The 17,357-nt window shown below is 51.4% G+C and carries 13 protein-coding genes; 8 read left to right on the top strand and 5 right to left on the bottom strand.

The features are described 5' to 3' along the window. Nucleotides 1-24: 24 nt before the first annotated feature. Nucleotides 25-1,449, bottom strand: coding sequence for a coniferyl aldehyde dehydrogenase (locus GT753_RS12065; protein ID WP_230857994.1), 1,425 nt, complete (start codon nt 1,447-1,449; stop codon nt 25-27). A 199-nt stretch (nt 1,450-1,648) separates the two neighbouring features. Between GT753_RS12065 and GT753_RS12060 the strand changes: the two genes are divergently transcribed. The 3 genes from GT753_RS12060 (at nt 1,649) to GT753_RS12050 (ending at nt 4,201) form a co-directional block, all read left to right on the top strand. Then, complete coding sequence (locus GT753_RS12060; protein WP_049242437.1) at nt 1,649-2,479, top strand: alpha/beta fold hydrolase; 831 nt, start codon at nt 1,649-1,651, stop codon at nt 2,477-2,479. A 121-nt stretch (nt 2,480-2,600) separates the two neighbouring features. Continuing rightward, nucleotides 2,601-3,476, top strand: a complete 876-nt coding sequence (hchA, locus tag GT753_RS12055; RefSeq protein WP_015378451.1) for a glyoxalase III HchA — start codon at nt 2,601-2,603, stop codon at nt 3,474-3,476. Next, on the top strand, nt 3,473-4,201 hold the full coding sequence (locus GT753_RS12050; protein ID WP_160125611.1) for a PA1136 family autoinducer-binding transcriptional regulator: 729 nt from the start codon (nt 3,473-3,475) through the stop codon (nt 4,199-4,201). The genes hchA and GT753_RS12050 overlap by 4 nt, the downstream gene beginning before the upstream one ends. On the opposite strand, the gene GT753_RS12045 is transcribed toward GT753_RS12050, so the two are convergent. After that, nucleotides 4,198-5,088 carry a LysR substrate-binding domain-containing protein gene (locus GT753_RS12045; RefSeq protein WP_049242430.1) on the bottom strand — a complete coding sequence of 297 codons (891 nt, stop codon included), beginning with the start codon at nt 5,086-5,088 and terminating at the stop codon, nt 4,198-4,200. The genes GT753_RS12050 and GT753_RS12045 overlap by 4 nt on opposite strands. 128 nt (nt 5,089-5,216) lie before the next feature. Between GT753_RS12045 and GT753_RS12040 the strand changes: the two genes are divergently transcribed. Further along, nucleotides 5,217-5,789, top strand: coding sequence for a hypothetical protein (locus GT753_RS12040; RefSeq protein ID WP_160125610.1), 573 nt, complete (start codon nt 5,217-5,219; stop codon nt 5,787-5,789). 50 nt (nt 5,790-5,839) lie between these two features. On the opposite strand, the gene GT753_RS12035 is transcribed toward GT753_RS12040, so the two are convergent. The 3 genes from GT753_RS12035 to GT753_RS12025 form a co-directional block, all read right to left on the bottom strand. Next, entirely contained in the window at nt 5,840-7,546 is a 1,707-nt protein-coding gene (locus GT753_RS12035) for a hemolysin (protein WP_076740668.1), read from the bottom strand. Between the two features lie 792 nt (nt 7,547-8,338). Then, a complete protein-coding gene (locus GT753_RS12030; RefSeq protein ID WP_160125609.1) occupies nt 8,339-9,115 on the bottom strand; it encodes a hypothetical protein in 777 nt (258 codons plus the stop codon). A 429-nt stretch (nt 9,116-9,544) separates the two neighbouring features. Beyond that, nucleotides 9,545-10,909: a hypothetical protein gene (locus GT753_RS12025; RefSeq protein WP_160125608.1), complete on the bottom strand. Its 1,365-nt coding sequence runs from the start codon at nt 10,907-10,909 to the stop codon at nt 9,545-9,547. 232 nt (nt 10,910-11,141) lie between these two features. Here GT753_RS12025 and GT753_RS12020 point away from each other — a divergent pair, with 232 nt between their 5' ends. The 4 genes from GT753_RS12020 to GT753_RS12005 all read left to right on the top strand — a co-directional run bounded on the left by GT753_RS12020 (nt 11,142) and on the right by GT753_RS12005 (nt 17,120). Further along, entirely contained in the window at nt 11,142-11,981 is an 840-nt protein-coding gene (locus GT753_RS12020; protein ID WP_166445246.1) for a Hachiman antiphage defense system protein HamA, read from the top strand. Next, nucleotides 11,971-15,156, top strand: a complete 3,186-nt coding sequence (locus tag GT753_RS12015) for a DEAD/DEAH box helicase (protein ID WP_230857993.1) — start codon at nt 11,971-11,973, stop codon at nt 15,154-15,156. Before GT753_RS12020 ends, GT753_RS12015 begins: the two co-directional genes overlap by 11 nt. Nucleotides 15,157-15,349: 193 nt before the next feature. Further along, nucleotides 15,350-15,952, top strand: a complete 603-nt coding sequence (locus GT753_RS12010) for a site-specific integrase (protein ID WP_160125607.1) — start codon at nt 15,350-15,352, stop codon at nt 15,950-15,952. Between the two features lie 367 nt (nt 15,953-16,319). Next, nucleotides 16,320-17,120, top strand: a complete 801-nt coding sequence (locus GT753_RS12005) for a hypothetical protein (protein ID WP_160125606.1) — start codon at nt 16,320-16,322, stop codon at nt 17,118-17,120. Nucleotides 17,121-17,357 lie beyond the last annotated feature (237 nt).

Below are 17,357 nucleotides of genomic sequence, written 5' to 3'. Positions count from 1 at the left end.
GCTATTGATTGTCAGCACACCGCTTTATCGGCGCCGCAACATGAACGTGAGCACCGCGTCCGCCAGTTTGCCGAACGGCGCGCGCAGCAGGCCGGTAAAGTGCCAGCGGCTCTGGATGAAAACGCCCTTGGCGTGGCTCAGCGCCCGAAATCCTTCGATGCCGTGACAGGCCCCCATGCCGCTGGGGCCGATGCCGCCGAACGGCAGATCGTCCTGGGCGAAATGCAGCAGGGTGGCGTTGACGCTGACGTTGCCTGAGGTGGTGTGCGTCAGCAGCCGATCCTGCTGCGCGCCTGCCGGGCCAAAGTAATACAGCGCCAGCGGGCGCGGCCCGGCGTTGATAACGTCGATCGTTTCATCAAAGGCGGCGTAGGTGCGCACCGGCAGCAGCGGCCCGAAGATCTCTTCTTGCATGATCCGGCTGTCGTCGGGGGCGCCGACGATCAGCGTGGGAGCCAGGGTTTTCGGCCGTTCAGACGCCGAGTCCGGGCGATGGCCGACCGGAATGATTTGCGCGCCCCGCGCCTGGGCATCGGCCAGCAGGTCTTGCAAACGCTGATAGTGCCTGTCGCTGATGATGGCGCCGTAGTCGTTGCCGGTTGGCCCTGTGGGGTAAAACGCTTTGACCGCCGCGTCGTAGAGCGCCATGAAGCTTGCCAGATCGTCCTGATGGATCAGCAGGTAATCGGGCGCGATGCAGGTTTGGCCCGCGTTCGACAGCTTGCCGAACGCCAGGCTGTTAACGATTCTGGCGGTGAGCGCGCCGGCCGCCACGACGGCAGGGCTTTTGCCGCCCAACTCGAGCGTCAGCGGCACCAGATTTTTAGCGGCCGCCTGCATGACCTGACGGCCGATCGTCGTACTGCCGGTGAACACCAGATGGTCGAACGCCAGCTCGCTGAATCTGGCTCCGATCTCCGGCCCGCCGGTCACCACGGCGATCTCGTCGGCGGGAAACTGCGCCGCCAGCATCGTCTCGATGAGCTGGCTGGTATGCGGCGTGAGCTCCGAAGGTTTCAGCATCACGCGGTTGCCGGCGGCCAGGGCGGTGGCCAGCGGGATGAAGGTCAACGATAAAGGGTAGTTCCACGGCGCCATGACGCCGATCACGCCCTTGGGCTGATATTGCACATAGGCGCGCGCAGCCTGGTACGGCAGGGCAACGTGGCGGCGCTCCGGTTTCATGAAGCGTTTCAGGTTGCGCAGCAGGTAATCGATCGCCTGCACGGTGACCAGAATCTCCAAAATGTCGGTCTCGTAAGGCGAGCGGTGGCCGAAGTCCGCGCTGACGGCCGCCGCCAGCGCGCCGCGCTGGGCCAGAATGGCGCTCCGCAGGCGGCGCAGGACGGCCTTGCGCTGATCCATCGTCGGCGCGCCGTCGCGCAGGAAGGCGTGGCGCTGGGCGGCAAGCCGTTGCTCCATCGTCGTGGCGGTGTCATCTCCTTGCACTTGAATACTCCTGATGCCGATCGAAAGCGGGAATGCGGTTTGCCGAATTGGGTTTGACCTTAAAGTGAGCTTTAAACCTATACTCGTTAAACGATCAACGCAAGATCGTCGGCCAGCCGGGATGAGGGAGCCAGAGATCCCGGCGCCGCGCGCAGTATAAACCTTCTTTTTTAACCATAGTGTAAATGGGAGAAACGACATGGGTTATGTAACGACCAGCGATGGCGTCGAGATTTTCTACAAGGATTGGGGCCCCAAAAACGGCAAGGTTATCTATTTCCACCACGGCTGGCCGCTGTCCAGCGATGACTGGGATGCCCAGATGCTGTTCTTCGTGAACCAAGGGTTCCGCGTGGTTGCGCACGATCGCCGCGGCCACGGCCGCTCCAGCCAGGTGTCGGAAGGGCACGACATGGATCACTACGCCGATGATGTCGCCGCGGTGGTGAAACACCTGGGCGTACAGGGTGCGATGCACGTGGGCCACTCGACGGGCGGCGGCGAGGTAGTGCGCTATATCGTGCGCCACGGCGAGGACAAGGTGTCCAAAGCGGTGTTGATCAGCGCGGTGCCGCCGCTGATGGTGAAAACCGACGCCAATCCGCAGGGCACCCCCAAAGCGGTGTTCGATGATTTCCAGGCGCAGCTGGCCGCCAACCGGGCGCAATTCTATTACGACGTGCCCGCCGGTCCGTTCTACGGCTATAACCGTCCGGGCGCCAAACCGTCGGAGGCCATTATCTGGAACTGGTGGCGCCAGGGCATGATGGGCGGCGCCAAGGCGCACTATGACGGCATCGTCGCCTTCTCGCAGACCGATTTCACCGAAGATCTCAAGAAGATCTCCATTCCGGTGCTGGTGATCCACGGCGACGACGATCAGGTGGTGCCTTATCAGGATTCCGGCGTGCTGTCGGCCAAGCTGGTGCAAAACGGCACGCTGCATACCTACAAGGGCGCGCCGCACGGCATCCCGACTACCCACGCCGATCAGGTCAACGCCGATCTGCTGGCGTTTGTGAACAGCTAAGAACAGCGCCCAGGGGGACGCTCCGCCGCCTGGGCGCTGCTTGAGGGATATCCCTCATTGCGGCCCTGCCGGCGGTTATTTAAGCTGAATGGGCAATGCAACGATGAATATGGAGATAATCATGACTGATTCAGTGTCCAACGATCGTAATCCCACCCCGGATGTGGCGGAAGACAACGCGTTCTTCCCATCCCCTTACTCCCTCAGCCAGTACACCTCGTCCAAAACCGACTTCACGGGCGCCAGTTACCCGAACGCCTATCGCGGCGGCAAGTGGAAGGTGCTGATGATCGCCTCGCAGGAGCGCTACCTGCTGATGCAAAACGGCAAGTTCTTCTCCACCGGCAATCACCCGGTCGAGATGCTGCTGCCGATGTATCACCTGGATCTGGCCGGTTTCGAGATCGACGTCGCTACGCCGTCCGGCGATCCGGTGAAGCTGGAGATGTGGGCGTTCCCGCATGAAGATGAAGCGGTCAAGGCCACCTACGAGAAGTACCGCAGCCAACTCAAGCAGCCGAAAAAGCTGACGGAAGTGGTGAAGGATCTGGATGGCGGCAACTACCTCGGCGTTTTCATTCCCGGCGGCCACGGCGTGCTCAACGATATCCCGTTCAGTGAAGAGGTGAAAAAGACGCTGCACTGGGCGCATGACCACGATCGCTACGTGATTTCGCTGTGCCACGGGCCGGCCGGTTTGCTGGCGGCGGGCATCGGCGAGAGCAAAGCGGATTTCCTCTATCGCGGCTATGAGATGTGTGTGTTCCCGGACTCGCTCGATACCGGCGCCAACATCGATATCGGCTATATCCCCGGCCCGATGCCCTGGCTGGTAGGCGAACGCCTGCGCGAGCTGGGCGTTAAGATCGTCAACGCCGACATCACCGGCAAGGTGCATAAAGATCGGCGCCTGCTGACCGGCGACAGCCCGCTGGCTTCCAACAACCTCGGCAAACTGGCGGCAGAAACGCTGCTGGCCGACGTCGCCGCGCGATGAGCGACGAGATCGCGCAGCGCGCTTTCCAGACGGCGTTGGCGATGGACCACGAGCGCACCTTGTCCGCCATTCAGGGGCGGGTTCGCGCCTTCGCCGCGCCGTTCGGTTTCAACCGCTTTGTGCTGTTTTCCGCCTCCGCGGCGGCGGAGGCGGGGATCGAGCATATTTATTGGGTCGAGGGCGACTGGTTCGGTGAGGGGGAGGCGGTCGATGCGCTGACCTACGTGCGGCACTGCCCGGTGACCCGGCACATGCTGCGGGCCGCCGAACCGTTTTTCTGGACCAAAACCCGAGCGCAGCAGGGCGAGCGCTACCGGATTGTGCGCACGCCGCGCGGCGCCGGTCTGCACGGCGTGCAGATCCCGGTATTCGGCCCCGCCGGGTTGGAGGGGGCGGTCAGCCTGGGGGGCGAGTGCATCGACGCCTCGCCGCCGGTGCGGCTGGCGCTGTCGCTGGTGGGCGCGGCGGCTTTTCTGGCGGCGCGGCGGCTGTTCGAACCTGCTGCCGGTGAACGGGAGGGCCGGCTGTCGGCGCGCGAGCGCGAGGTGCTGAGCTGGACCGCCATTGGCCGGCGGCAGGCGGATATCGCCGCGATGCTCGGCCTGTCTGAACGCACGGTGGAAAACCACCTGCGGCGCATTCGCCAACGTCTCGGCGCCGCCACCACCGCGCAGGCGATCAGCGTGGCGATCCGCCTGGGGGAAATCGCCCCCGAGAGCCGTTAGCCCGCCGCCATTTGCCGCAGCAGCCACGCGCGCAGCGCCATGATATCGGGGCGCTGCGCGGTCTCTTCGGTGGCCACCAGATAGTAGTTGGCGCCGGGCAATGACATCTCGAACGGCGCCGCCAACACGCCGCGCTGCAACAAATCGCGCGCCAGCAGCCGGCTGGCGATCACCACCCCCTGGCCCGCCACCGCCGCCTGCAGCGCATGGGTCTCGTCGCTGAAGGTCAGCCCGGCTTCCACGTTCAATCCTTCCGGCCCGTAGCGCCGCCGCCAGTTCTCCCAGGTCGGTGAGTCGGCGGGCACCTGCCGATGCTCCACGTGAAACAGCGTCACCCGCAGCAAATCTTCGATGCGCTCCAGCGCCAGCGCCGGGCTGGCCACCACGATAAAGCGATCCTCATGCAGCAGGGTGCAGTGCAGATCGCTTTCCGGCGTTTCACGGTAGCGGATGGCGACGTCCACGGTGCGCTGGCTGAGATCCACCCGCTCGACGCTGGTGTGCAGGCGCAGATCGATGGCGGGAAACTCCGCCTTGAAATCCGCCAGGCGCGGCACCAGCCAGTGGGTGAGAAAGTTGGAGGTGGTGGTGACGGTCAGCGCCGGCGGCTGCCGGGCGCGGGTGATTTGGGCGACGGACTGCTCCAGCGCGGCGAAGGCGCGCTGGGTGCCGGCATACAGGATCTCGCCGGTTTCGGTCAGGCTGACGCCCTGCGCGCTGCGCTCGCACACCCGGCATGCCAGCACCGACTCCAGCAGCTTGATCTGATGGCTGATCGCCGTTGCGCTGACGCCCAGCTCCTCGGCGGCCAGTTTGAAGCTGCGGCAGACGGCCACGGCGTGGAAAGCGCGCAGCGCGCCCAGCGGCGGCAAACGGGTTTTTCTCATGGCTGAATTATTCTCATCCAAGGCTGAAAACTATGAGTTTGTCTTACCGATTATACAAGAGATAGGCTACTGACATGTGAACAGGGAAATGAATTTATTTCATCATTTCCATCATGTCGGAGTGAACGATGAGCCTCTATATCAACAACGGCGCCCTGGGCGCCATGGAACACACGGGAACGGCGGCGAGCGCCCTGGCGCTCAGCGTGCCGGTCGCGGCGGGCGCCTTGCTGCTGAAGACCGAAAATCTGCTGGGCATCGGCGCGACCCTGATGCTGCTGACGACATTGGCGCTGGCGTTTCTCGGCGGCGCCGCGCTGGCCCGCTGGCGGACGCTGCGGAACCGGCCTGCGCTGGCTATTCTCCGCCACGGCTTTTTACTGGCGGCGGCGGGATGGCTATTGATGCTGCTGATGCTGTTCGGCGGCCACGGCTGGCCGGCCCTGCTGCCGGGCCTCGCCCTCGGCGGCCTGGGCCAGGGCGTCGCCTACCGCACGGCAGGGGGGGAGAAAGCGGCGTTCGCCGTGGCGTGCAGGCTGACGACGGTGGTGACTCTCGTAGCCGTAGTGGTTGCCGTTTCGTTGGTGCAAACCTATGCCGCGCCGGGGATAAAGGGAGCCTGTTTCGCGCTGGCGCTGCTGGTCGATCTGGCGTTGCTGGGGGCGTTGATGGCGCGGATTGCGGAGCGTGACAGGGAGTGAGCCGCCGCGCCGCAGGTAAACAGCCCGCCGGTAAACCCGGCGGGCTTCGCTTAGGCGGCCGCCAGCTCTTGCGGGGCAATGGTTTGCAAACCGACAAGCTGAATGGCCGGCTGCTCCAGATTGATGCCAAAGTATCCTTGATCCCAATTGTAGATATTGACGACGTGCTGATTGAGCGCGCTTTCGCCCTGCATGAATATCGACAGATCCTGCGTATGGGTTTGCGCGTTGTAATTCAGTGAGAAGCTGCTGTTTGATCCTTCGGCGCCGAAGGCCAGCAGGTGGTTATCGATAGACAGGGAGGAGGCCTGTAAAAAGCCCAGCTCGAAGCTGTCGTCGATGTAGATATTGTGGGTCTGCTTCACGGGAATGTTCAGCAGGCTGTTGGGGAAGGGCACATCGTTGGACAGCATGCTCAGGTTTACGCCGAGATAATCCTGCGGCGCACTCCCACCCGGCGCAGTGGTATAACCATGCTCGAAGCGAATCTCGCTGGAGCCTTTGCCCAGGTTGACCTCCAGACCGTTGGCCGGCGTTAGCACCCGATCGTTAAAGGTGACGTTGTCCTTAAAGTCGGTCAGTTTCACCGCTTCGATGTTGTACAGCCCGTCCTTAAAGCCATACAGCCCGATGCCGTTTTTCTCGATTACCCCGCGCCCGCCATAGCTGCCCTGGGCGTCAAACTTCAGGTTTACCCCGTGCGACAGGCTGGAATAATCGACCGTATCGTGGCCGCTGCCGCCGTCGATCACCGTCCAGCCGTAGTTGCCGGCGTTGTTTTGCCAGCCGCGCGGCACGCTGATGGTGTCGTCGCCGCTGCCGGTGTTAACGGCGATATTGCCGAACGCCAACGTGAAATCATCGTCATGCAGCGTACCGACGCGGTACAGATTCGGCGTGGACAGCACGTCGGCAATGTCGTTGAAAATCGCCGAGCCGATATCCAGCTTGCCGGGAATGATGCTGCCGCCGCCGGTCACGCTGCTGCCGTAGGATTCGGTGTAGAAATCACGCGCCGCCTCTGCGGCCAGGCGGATGGTCTCGTGGCCAATGCCCAGGGTGGTCAAATAGGTGGGCACTTCGCCCGCCAGCAGCGTTTCAACCACGTAACTGAGGTTTTTCATCTGCATGGAGACCTGCGCCGCCGCAATCAGATCGTAGGTGCCGCCTTCCACCTTAAAGGCCGAGGTGTCGTTGGTCGCCACCCATTCGGTAAAGAACGAAGTGTCGCCTAAATAGGAGAACAGCGTGGTGCCGGCCCAGGGGGAATAGTTGGGGGCACCGGTCGAGGAGGCGTCGGTGAACACTTCGGATGCCGCCGCACCGGCGTCGATCAGACCAACCTCGTGAATATCCGGCACTTTGGCGCTGGTGGGCGGGGCATCCGGCAGCGGCGCGTTAGGATCGCTGCTCAGATCGACGCCAAACAGCGTTTTGGCGAAGTTTTTGGCGATGTTGTCGGAGGCGTTCTGAATGCGCGTCTCCCAGTCATCGGGGACATGCCCGGTGCGCAGCTCATACTGCAGCTTGGTTTGGTCGCGAATGTAATGGGCAAACGCCCCCTGATTCGAGTTCACGCCATAGGCGCCTTTAATCCAGGTATAGACCGCGATATCCACGCCCTCAATGGGTTGGTTGGCATGGTTGGGATCGGTGAGCGCATCGACGGATGCGGCATACACGGCCGGCCAGTCGCCGGCTTTGGCGGCCTCCCAAATCGCTTGCAGTTTTTCTCGGTCGGTAATGACGTAAGCCATATAAACACTCCTTGTTGCTGAGAGATTGCTTTGAAATTCAACATGATGAATGGAAGCGCGCGATGGAATAAACCGAAACCCGAACAGCCAGAAACGCGCATGCCGCGATCTGCAGCGAACGATGGGCGGCAGGCGCCCATAGCGAAAGGATAGACGTAACTTACCGAGCGCGAACAATTCGCTTATCGATTGTTTTTACAGGATTATTGCTGTAAAACGGCGGGTTAACCCGCGTATTGGCGTCAGGAAGGAATATCCGTCAGCTGGGTTAGGAATCTTCTTAGATAAAAGAGTGGGTTTCGCTGGTGGGGCCAAGCGTCGGCGTTATGGCGGTGGCTGCCGCTTTGCGGGTTCACACCGACGGCAACGCAGGAGGGCGATTTCTCTCTGGCGCTGCTGGAGTGTGGAATGGGGGGGAATGCTGGAGTGGGGACTCTGGCGGTCGGTTTTGTGCCAAGAGCGGACTTTGGAGAGAATTTAGAATAACATCCTAACTAAAAGTGTTTAATGCTAAATTTTAGCCTTAGTAACTCAATAAAAACATTGCAATATCTTTAATAAATACTATTGCCGTTATTAGGTCAAAGCGGACCTACACTTACCTTTCGCTTTTTGATTTGAAGTTCTTCCCGCCGTATAACATTCAGTTCTCCATACAATTTGTCAGTGCAGATCCGGATTTAGTTTTTTCGTATCTCAGTACGTTAAGGGACTGTAAATAAAAGTTACCTAGCAGACCTGAAGACCTTTCATCCAACCTGCTACCAATCAATCATTGAAATGAGGCTATTTTCAGTTTTGGTGAGGTGGGATGATTATTGCTTTTGAATTTAATAGGATACTTCTGTCACTTTCTTCGTGTCGAGACGTAAAGCCTCCTATTTTTTCCTCCAAGAAATCAAACCAATTACGTCCCAGATTATCTATAAAATCGACAAAAGAATCATCAGCTCGATCACTGTAGCTTGGTGCCCAAATTAATTGAGGTTCATTTGAACCATCGAGTTCTACATAGCGATTGATGGTCATGTATAAAAAACAATCTATTGAGGAATAGGAATGAGTTAATGCATCACAAGCTAAGGCTTGAACTAAAAAAGGTGAAATACCAGTAAAACCATCATTGACAAAAAACAATACCCCGTTTGCATTAGGGACATGAAAATGTTTTTTTGTTTCTTTAATTTGCTTATTTGCTTTCTTTAAAATTCTGGTAATCCCCGGCCGAGCCAGTCTTATAAATTCAATCTTAAACCAATCTGGATAGTCATCTTTCCCTCCCATAAGAGAAGGTTTCCAATTTGGGCGTTCATTTAATAATCTCCCCATCATTTCGGAAAATTTTATTTTTGCACTTTCTTGGTTAAGGAATTCAGTCTCGATTTCTTTTAACTCCCCGATTATATTATTATTTTTGAATGAATAATCGGCATTTTCAAATGATGGGTTTCCAGGTAATATTTCAGAAACAACCCTCCCCCCATACTTTCGGACAAACGAATGAAATGTTTTTTCAACAGGCAACGGGGAATGAGGTCCAATGTCCCAAAATTTTTCAGAATTACTCATATCAACCTCATAATTAACTTCACCTAATACTCAACAAAGTAAATCAATCTAAATTCACATTACTAAATAGTAATGGAATCTGTATGATTGAGCTTCTCACCGGATCGTGGTTGTGTCAATAAATATTAATATTTTGATTTCAGTGTCCACTATACCAAAAACCTACACTGGAATTTGTAGGTATTGATTGAAATACATACAAAAGAAGTGCCTTTTCTGGGTGCCTTCTAAAGTCCGCTGTTCGCTCAGAGCAGATAGCAAGTTACATAGAACTGTCAGCTCCGTGCCAAGATCGGACGTTACTAACATCTATCTGCATCAATCTGTGGGGAGCAGATCAAATAAAATAATAAAGTGACCACCTCCCTGAAGGCGAATCCAAACTACTAATCTCAGCTTGTCTAGTGCGAAATTTTTAATAAAATTCGGCTAAAAATTTATTTTTATCCCATGACATTTAAACAAAGCATCAAAAAAGCACTTTATTTTATATGAAGCATCGTCACGATGAAGTTCGATACCTGCAAAACGATAAATATCATAACCTGCCAATTTTAAGCTACGATCACCTGCAACTAAATCTGCATACTTACTCCTACTCGCCCTACCTGTTTCATCTGAGTAATGTTGAATACCATCGATTTCGATCACAACCCTACCGCCATCAGGCATTAGCAAAAGAAAATCCATCCTATGATTGAGTAATGCTTCAGCTCCTCTCTCAGATACGGTTTTGGGATCCCAGTGCAGCCAAACTTCGGGTAGCAATGCAGGTAAGTCATAAATTGCTGAACTATATTGTCGAAAGAATTCCTTGAAAAAATTTTTCTGAGGTGGAGACGAGTTAGGCAAACTTTGCTGCAATCGTCGATAAAGCGAATTTTTTGCCTGTTCGCTATTCTTTTCACAAGTAAAATCTGCCCACCATGCCTGCAGTTCACGCCAACTCAATCCCTCGGTACTTAGTGGACGATCATAGATCAAAACCTCATTTGGGTTTGAAAGAATTTCAATTTCGTTATTAAGAGAGTCACTCAAGCGAATGTCGGGTTTGGTGAGAGAGGCGAAAATAATGTTCTTAGGGCGCCCACGAAATGCCCGCAACGATATCAGGCTAAAAACCGGATAGCCTTCAGCATCAGAGCTATGGGTAAGCTCAGCTCCACATGTTCTTAAAACTTTATTAATGGCCTCAACCTTTGCTAACTGCCTTTCGATACTGATCTGCACGTCCGCAGAGACTAAACCTTCGAGCCACCTACGGAAACGTGGAGCTGATAGTTCGACAATCTGCAGTTTTTCAAATAACCACGCCACATCACCGTCTTCAGGATTTCGTACAAAATGTCGGTGAATTTCGCCAAGAATCCCTGTCTCATGCATCGAAAACATTTCACTTAAATCCACCGGAAAAACAAACAGATCATTTAATAAACGCTTGAAATTTTCCCAGTGGCTAAATAATTCAAATGGTTGCAGAGCCTCTGCTAGCTCACGACGATGCCGCTTGGGTATATCGATGTTAGGCTCGTTCTCCCATAGGAGGTCCTGGATATTGTTGCGTATGCTTGGATTGAAAACCTTTCGCGCCAACAGCGTTCTTGCAAACTCCGGCATATCTGCGTCATCAAGTAAATCAAAGGCTCCATGCAAGCGCTCGCGCTTGCATCCTTCCTCTCTGGGCATAGGTAGCCCCAACTGATGACAGAGATCAGGGATTTTTTCGTTAGTGCATTGATTTTTCAAGTTTCCCACCACAGGGCGAAGTAATTCTTTTAACGCTAAAATATCCATTGATTTCCTCTTACTTTGCTACTCACCCGTTCTCTGTTGATTAATATACCGCTATACCAATGATGTCATCATCACATTCGAGTAAGATCGGCTACCAAAGTCGGCAGTTCCATGCCATCTTATATGGACAATTATGGCAGTAAAATCAAAGGGAGCACGATGCCCGAAAACTGTCGATTTCGTCGGCGCATCTCGAAGTGTTAAGCCACGGAGTGCTTAAGAAAGAGCAAAAATGGTTAAAATAACTGTTGGACAACCGTACTCAGCTTGGCTCAAAAAAGCTGAACATAGCATAACCACTTCTGACGGCAATGAGGTAGAGGTATACGAGCTCGAAATCGATCTTGAAGCGGGGCATGTACTATCCGCATGGGCCAAACATTTCCGTGAGCATTACTGTCTGGACAGCCAAATTGATCGCCTGCGTAGAGGGACTAAAAAAACGCGAGCCGAGTATTTGAGAGACTTGGTGTTTCCTGATGAGTCTGAAGATTTTGGCCCTGCAACGCGCTCCGGCGATTTTGCTGAAATTCTTATCGCGGACCTACTTGAAAGCCATTTTGGTTTTTGGGTTCCTCGTACCCGATATGACAACAAAATGGTTCGCAACGAGTCACCAAAGGGAACAGATGTCTTAGCGTTTAAGTTTGATGGCATAGGCGCATCACGGCCATCTACAAAAGACATCTTGATTTCTTTTGAGTCGAAAGCACAACTCAGTGGTAAGAAAGCAAAGCCGAGATTGCAAGACGCCGTTATCGACTCGATAAAGGATGTGTATCGAATTTCAGAATCCCTTAATGCGATGAAGCGCCGTTTAATTGATCGCCAAGATGAAGAAGGTGCAGATCGGGTGGAACGCTTTCAAGAAGGGTTGGATGTTCCTTATGTACGAATGACAGGGGCGGCGGCTGTTTTTTGTTCAAGTCTTTATGATTCGGCTCATATATCTGAAACTACAGACTGCACTTCGCATGAAAATATTAAAAATCTAATGTTGGTTGTGATTCATGCTAAGTCGCTTATGAAATTTGTTCACGCTCTCTATGGCAGGGCAGAAAATGAAGCCTAAAAAACGTGCTCGGTATGCGGCGGCAGTTACGCTATCAAAAGGAAAAATGTTTGAGTATGGAGTCCCAGAAGGAGACCATATTGAGCTTCCTGATGATCTCGACTTGGAGATGCAGTTTCCATTAGCTGTTGGTACCGTCGGCGACTTTGCGTCCGAAGTGGTGGCTAAGGCCATCGGCAATTCGATTGAAGCTCAATCCCAAACCCCACTGGATGAGGTTATTTTTTCGGCTAAAGTCCTTCAGGCTTATGACGACTCCCTGCTTAACAAAGAACTCTCCTTCAATCTTCGTATACTTGCCGCTGCTGGTTTCTATCTTGGCGATGTACCCGGAAATGCTGCAGTCCAATTATCTAAACTGAGCCAACTCGAGTTTCCTGAGCACGATACTTTAGCTATTGCAGTTAAAGCAGCGATGGATCGGCCTTGGGAGCAGACCAACGAGACATTAGAATCTTCACGTGCAAAAGATATTTTGGATGTATTGCGCCAACACTTCAGGAATGGCCGGAGTGGCGGACAGAAAGCCTATGATGCTATTAAATCACTGCGCGAATGGGCCTATAGCCATGCGTCTGCACATGACCTACTTATGGCTGATTTGCTCGGAGCGATTAGTGCCACTCGCATCGCTAATTCTGCTTGGACATTACTTCCACATTATAGCAACCTCCCGCCAGAAAAGTGGGAGTCATACTTATCGCGTTCTATGTCAATTAAGGAAATGTGGCCATCTCAGCGCTTGCTAGGAGAGGCAGGATTGTATAGCGGGGCATCAGGAGTAGTTCAGATGCCGACGAGTTCCGGGAAATCGAGAGCGATCGAGCTTATTATCCGGTCGGAATTTCTTTCTGCTCGTACGAAATTGGTCTTAGTTATTGCCCCCTTCCGCGCACTCTGCCAGGAGATAGCCAACGATCTTGAAAAGGCATTTAAGGATGATGGCTATGACGTCAATCAACCCAGTGACGCGTTGCAACCAGATGTCGAGTTCGATTTTTCTAACTTATCAGATTTTCTCGATTTGGAATCTGGAATATTTGACTCAGAGGTCGAATCGAAGCCGCAGGTCATTATTCTTACCCCGGAGAAGCTTCTTTACATACTTCGACAAGAGCCAGACATTATTCAGAAAGCTGGACTTGTAGTTTATGACGAAGGGCATCAGTTTGACACAGGCAGCCGGGGTGTAACTTATGAACTGTTACTAACATCCATTAAGCGAATGCTACACGAAAATGCCCAGAGTGTGTTGATTTCAGCAGTAATTCAGAATGCTGCTTCTGTTGCTGCCTGGCTATTAAATGACGGTTCAAAGGTTGTCTCCAGTAAATCCTTACAGGCTAGTAAACTCATTGCCTTTGCCAGCCTTCCGAAAGGTAAAGATGGTCAACTACAGTTCAATGTTGCCTCTGATAGCGATCAGAAATTCTTTGTCCCGCGAGTTATTGTTTCAGAAAAAATGCCACGACTACCTAAGGAAAGAAAGGATCGTTTTTTCCCTACCCAGGAGAGTGGCTCCATAGCGTTGTATCTTAGTTTACGCCTGCTGAAAAATGGTGGGGTTGCTATTTTCACAGGGAGAAAGTCTTCTGCTGCAAAAATTGTTCGTGAGGCCGCCGAAGATATTTTTCATCGTGGAATTTCACTTGAACCACCTTCTGCTAATAGTGACCCTGATGAGATTCGTCGCTTTGTTTACCTCTTCGAACGTAATTTTGGTGCTAATGCATATTTGACTCAAGCAGCTGCTTTAGGCATTTTTGCTCATCACGGCAATACTCCCCAAGGTGTTCGTCTGGCTATTGAGTATGCTATGAGGCAAAGCCTTATTCGATTGATCGTCTGCACCTCGACACTCGCACAGGGTGTTAACCTTCCAATTCGATACCTACTTGTAACAAGTGCAATGCAGGGGCGTGAATCGATCAAAGTACGCGACTTCCATAATCTCATGGGACGTGCTGGACGTGCTGGAATGTACGGTGAGGGCACTGTTATTTTCACTGACCCCCGTCTCTATGACGAGCGTGTCGCAAAGACGCACCGCTGGAAAGATACGATCAATCTAATCAATCCTGATAGTGCTGAGCCAACGGGAAGTACATTGCTTTCTCTTTTCGATCCTCTGCGAAATGACCTCGGAACAGTTATTCTAAGCTCGCCAAGCTCTGCTGAGGTAGCCAGTTACATTGTCAATGACTGGGAAGCTCTTTTAAAGTGGGTAGAGAGCGTCCCTATCAATCTTCCTAAAGAGAATTTTTCGGTCGCTTCACTAAGCGAACAACTTAAATCCAAGAAAAAGATTATTGAAGCAGTTGAAAGCTTCTTAATGACATATCGTAGTGATGTTCAGCCCGAAACTTTTGTGGACAACTCTCGAGAATTAGTTACTGAAACACTTGCCTATTCACTTGCCACTGAGGAGCAACAAATACTCCTGACAGATATCTTCGAGTCTGTGGCGCGAAGGATCGAACTTTTTGTTCCAGATACAGCGATCCAGCAGCGTTTTGGGCGGACATTGTTAGGTATTGATCAAGCGTTGGCGATCGAATCATGGGTCACTACAAATGCAAACGCACTCGAGGGAGCAACCTCTGCCGATCACCTGTTTGATGTGCTATGGCCGCTTTTAGTCCTCTTATCCAGTGAAAAACGGTTGAGTGACACTGTTCCTAATGGGGCTCTTATGACATTAGCATTGGGGTGGCTGGCTGGAGATTCGTTTGCAGCTCTCCTTCAACGGCTTGACAAATTGGGTGCGTATTACCCCTATGGCGCGAACCAAAGAAAATTTGATCTTGATGTGGTTGTAGACCTGTGTGAACGAACATTTGGCTTTGAGTTTGCACTGTTGCTCGCAGCGGTAAAGGAATCATTTCTCGCGTTCTCTTCAGAACAGGCGGGTGAGGTATTTAGAGAATACGCTGATCTTCTTCAGAAGCGATTGAAATATGGACTTCCGAATCAGAGTTGCATTGCCTTTTTTGAAGCGGGATTTGCTGAACGCGTGATTGCCCAGTGTCTTGCAGAGGGAATGACTCAAGGTGCTGTTCAAGTAAGTTTTGACGCCAGACACATGATTCGAGAAAACCCAGAGAGATTCGAAATAATGCTGCAAGTCTTTCCATCTTATTTTTCCGATGTATTTAAAACAATCACTGTACCTTGACAATATTATCTTCATTGAGACTACCCAAGCCAGGAGCACACAGATTCTTTTAACTTAGAGACAATGACATATTAACCATTACCAGCTATCCGTTGATTAAAGCCTTCATCCGTTGCAGAACAACTGGAACTTCCGCTCCTCGCTCATGAGGGACGACCATACTCAAATCTCCCACATTGCAGGAGATTTGAGCATGAACACGTCACCGTGGAACAAAGGCCGTATCGTCGGCCAAAAAAGACCACTTCAGATATCTCATATCTGGGGGATCCGAATCAGGCTTGAACTGGAAGGTAAGACGCGCGATTTGGCTCTGTTCAATATGGCCCTGGACAGTAAGCTACGAGGCTGTGATCTGGTAAAACTTAAAGTATCTGATGTTGCATATGGTAGCTCTGTTTCAAGTAGAGCAACGGTGTTGCAGCAGAAAACCGGTAGCCCTGTCCAATTTGAGATAACTAAAGGGACAAGAGAAGCTGTTACTGCATTGATAAACCTTGGTAATTTTCACAGTAAAGACTTCTTGTTTCGATCTCGGGTCGGTACTAACCAGCACATATCAACCCGGCAATACAACCGAATTTTTCATGGGTGGGTAGCAAAACTTGGCCTCGACGATTCGCTGTACAGCACACATTCCATGAGAAGAACAAAACCTTACCTGATCTACAAGAAAACTAAGAATCTCCGGGTGATCCAACTTTTGTTGGGCCATAGGAAACTGGAAAGCACGGTTCGTTATCTGGGCATTGAAGTCGATGATGCGTTAGAGATATCTGAGTCGATTGAAGTCTAAGATTGTCAGGGCTGCAACAGCAGCCCTGTGCTAGGAGCAGACATACTATGTATTTACAGTTCCTCCTACTCAAACGAGTCGTGTCATACCCTTATCTAACTACGAAGCTGATATGGATTTATCCAAGCAAGGTTCATAGAATAGACAGATTTTATTTACATCATTGAATTTTTAAGTGATTAACTTAAGATGGCTTTTGCGAACACTTATCCTGAGAGTGTGTTGAGTTATCTTAGAGCGGTAGGTTAAGGCCCTCCTTGCTACGCGGGGCCATAGCGGACGTATTGAATTGATTCACTTCAACAAAGGATATGCTGTTCGACTTCCCTAACAGAATCAACATATTGAGTTAAATGGAGCAATGGCAATGGATAAATCAAAAAGCTTACCGAAATTACATGTAAGATATAAGAGATTTCAGAAGGATCTAAAAGACGTATGGGAATCTTTTTTAATTATAGAGTTTTACACTCCTCGAATTAAGGATTTAATAAAAAACGATCGGTTGCCGACCTTAACAATTGATACCTTTAGAAATGAAAACACTAAAACTCTTGATAAAGATAACACCTATGGTGCATTAAGTTCATTGGAACGGCGTGGTAATTTTAGACGGACATTACTTGAGGCTGTTCTAATATTTGAAGACTACATGTCTGACTTGATCGAATTGGTGTATTTAGACTTGCCAAATAAATTAACATCAGTTCAAGATGACAGCAACAATACTGGTTATCAAAAACTTTTAAAATTAATGCTTAGCTGTTCCAACAAAGATGAAATGGTAGAAAGATTAGTTGAAGAGAAAATTCGAGGAGTGTTCTATGGGAATCCTTTGGATGTATTTGAAAAAGATAAAGCAAAATTGGAATTTGGTTCCTTCTTTAAGGATAATTGCACGGCAGAACTTAACAAACTAAAGAAGATAATTGCAGCAAGAAATATTATTGCACATAACAATGGTAAGATTGATAGGAAGTATTTGCGCGAAACCGATGCCAGCGCTAATTTAGGCAGTATAATTAAATTAGATCGTGAATTTATTAAAGACGCTTTACACATACTTTATTTATTTGCAACTCAATCTGCTAAACTTGTAGTGGAAAATATCTATAGCGGCACTCCAAATGGTGTTCTAGGTAGAGCGGTCAATTCTTTAAACAAATGAATTGAGCTAAGATATTTTAATATTTCAAAATTTGATTAGCATTTTGCAGTTCCATGTATTTCCTTCATCAGTTGTAGGAGCTATATTCGAAATCTAGCTCCTCGTTCAAAACCAACATCGCGTTAATTTGTAGAACATATGTTGAGCGAGAAGCCTTCCTGAGGTGGGCTTTCTCCTCTTCATATAACTTAAGCCGCTTCACTTCTGACCCCAAACTTCCTGCGCTAGTTGTCGAAA

Origin of the sequence: Serratia sp. Z4, from assembly GCF_009900725.1 — a bacterium.
Lineage (GTDB): Bacteria > Pseudomonadota > Gammaproteobacteria > Enterobacterales > Enterobacteriaceae > Serratia > Serratia nematodiphila.
The sequence above is the reverse complement of the archived record's forward strand: the minus strand, read 5'-3'. Positions and strand labels throughout refer to the sequence as shown.

What these genes read in the sequence shown, in the direction of transcription:
- GT753_RS12010 (WP_160125607.1), top strand. Translation starts at nt 15,350, where the DNA reads ATGAACACGTCACCGTGGAACAAAGGCCGTATCGTCGGCCAAAAAAGA.
- hchA (WP_015378451.1), top strand. Translation starts at nt 2,601, where the DNA reads ATGACTGATTCAGTGTCCAACGATCGTAATCCCACCCCGGATGTGGCG.
- GT753_RS12015 (WP_230857993.1), top strand. Translation starts at nt 11,971, where the DNA reads ATGAAGCCTAAAAAACGTGCTCGGTATGCGGCGGCAGTTACGCTATCA.
- GT753_RS12005 (WP_160125606.1), top strand. Translation starts at nt 16,320, where the DNA reads ATGGATAAATCAAAAAGCTTACCGAAATTACATGTAAGATATAAGAGA.
- GT753_RS12060 (WP_049242437.1), top strand. Translation starts at nt 1,649, where the DNA reads ATGGGTTATGTAACGACCAGCGATGGCGTCGAGATTTTCTACAAGGAT.
- GT753_RS12030 (WP_160125609.1), bottom strand. Translation starts at nt 9,115, where the DNA reads ATGAGTAATTCTGAAAAATTTTGGGACATTGGACCTCATTCCCCGTTG.
- GT753_RS12025 (WP_160125608.1), bottom strand. Translation starts at nt 10,909, where the DNA reads ATGGATATTTTAGCGTTAAAAGAATTACTTCGCCCTGTGGTGGGAAAC.
- GT753_RS12040 (WP_160125610.1), top strand. Translation starts at nt 5,217, where the DNA reads ATGAGCCTCTATATCAACAACGGCGCCCTGGGCGCCATGGAACACACG.
- GT753_RS12050 (WP_160125611.1), top strand. Translation starts at nt 3,473, where the DNA reads ATGAGCGACGAGATCGCGCAGCGCGCTTTCCAGACGGCGTTGGCGATG.
- GT753_RS12045 (WP_049242430.1), bottom strand. Translation starts at nt 5,088, where the DNA reads ATGAGAAAAACCCGTTTGCCGCCGCTGGGCGCGCTGCGCGCTTTCCAC.
- GT753_RS12020 (WP_166445246.1), top strand. Translation starts at nt 11,142, where the DNA reads ATGGTTAAAATAACTGTTGGACAACCGTACTCAGCTTGGCTCAAAAAA.
- GT753_RS12035 (WP_076740668.1), bottom strand. Translation starts at nt 7,546, where the DNA reads ATGGCTTACGTCATTACCGACCGAGAAAAACTGCAAGCGATTTGGGAG.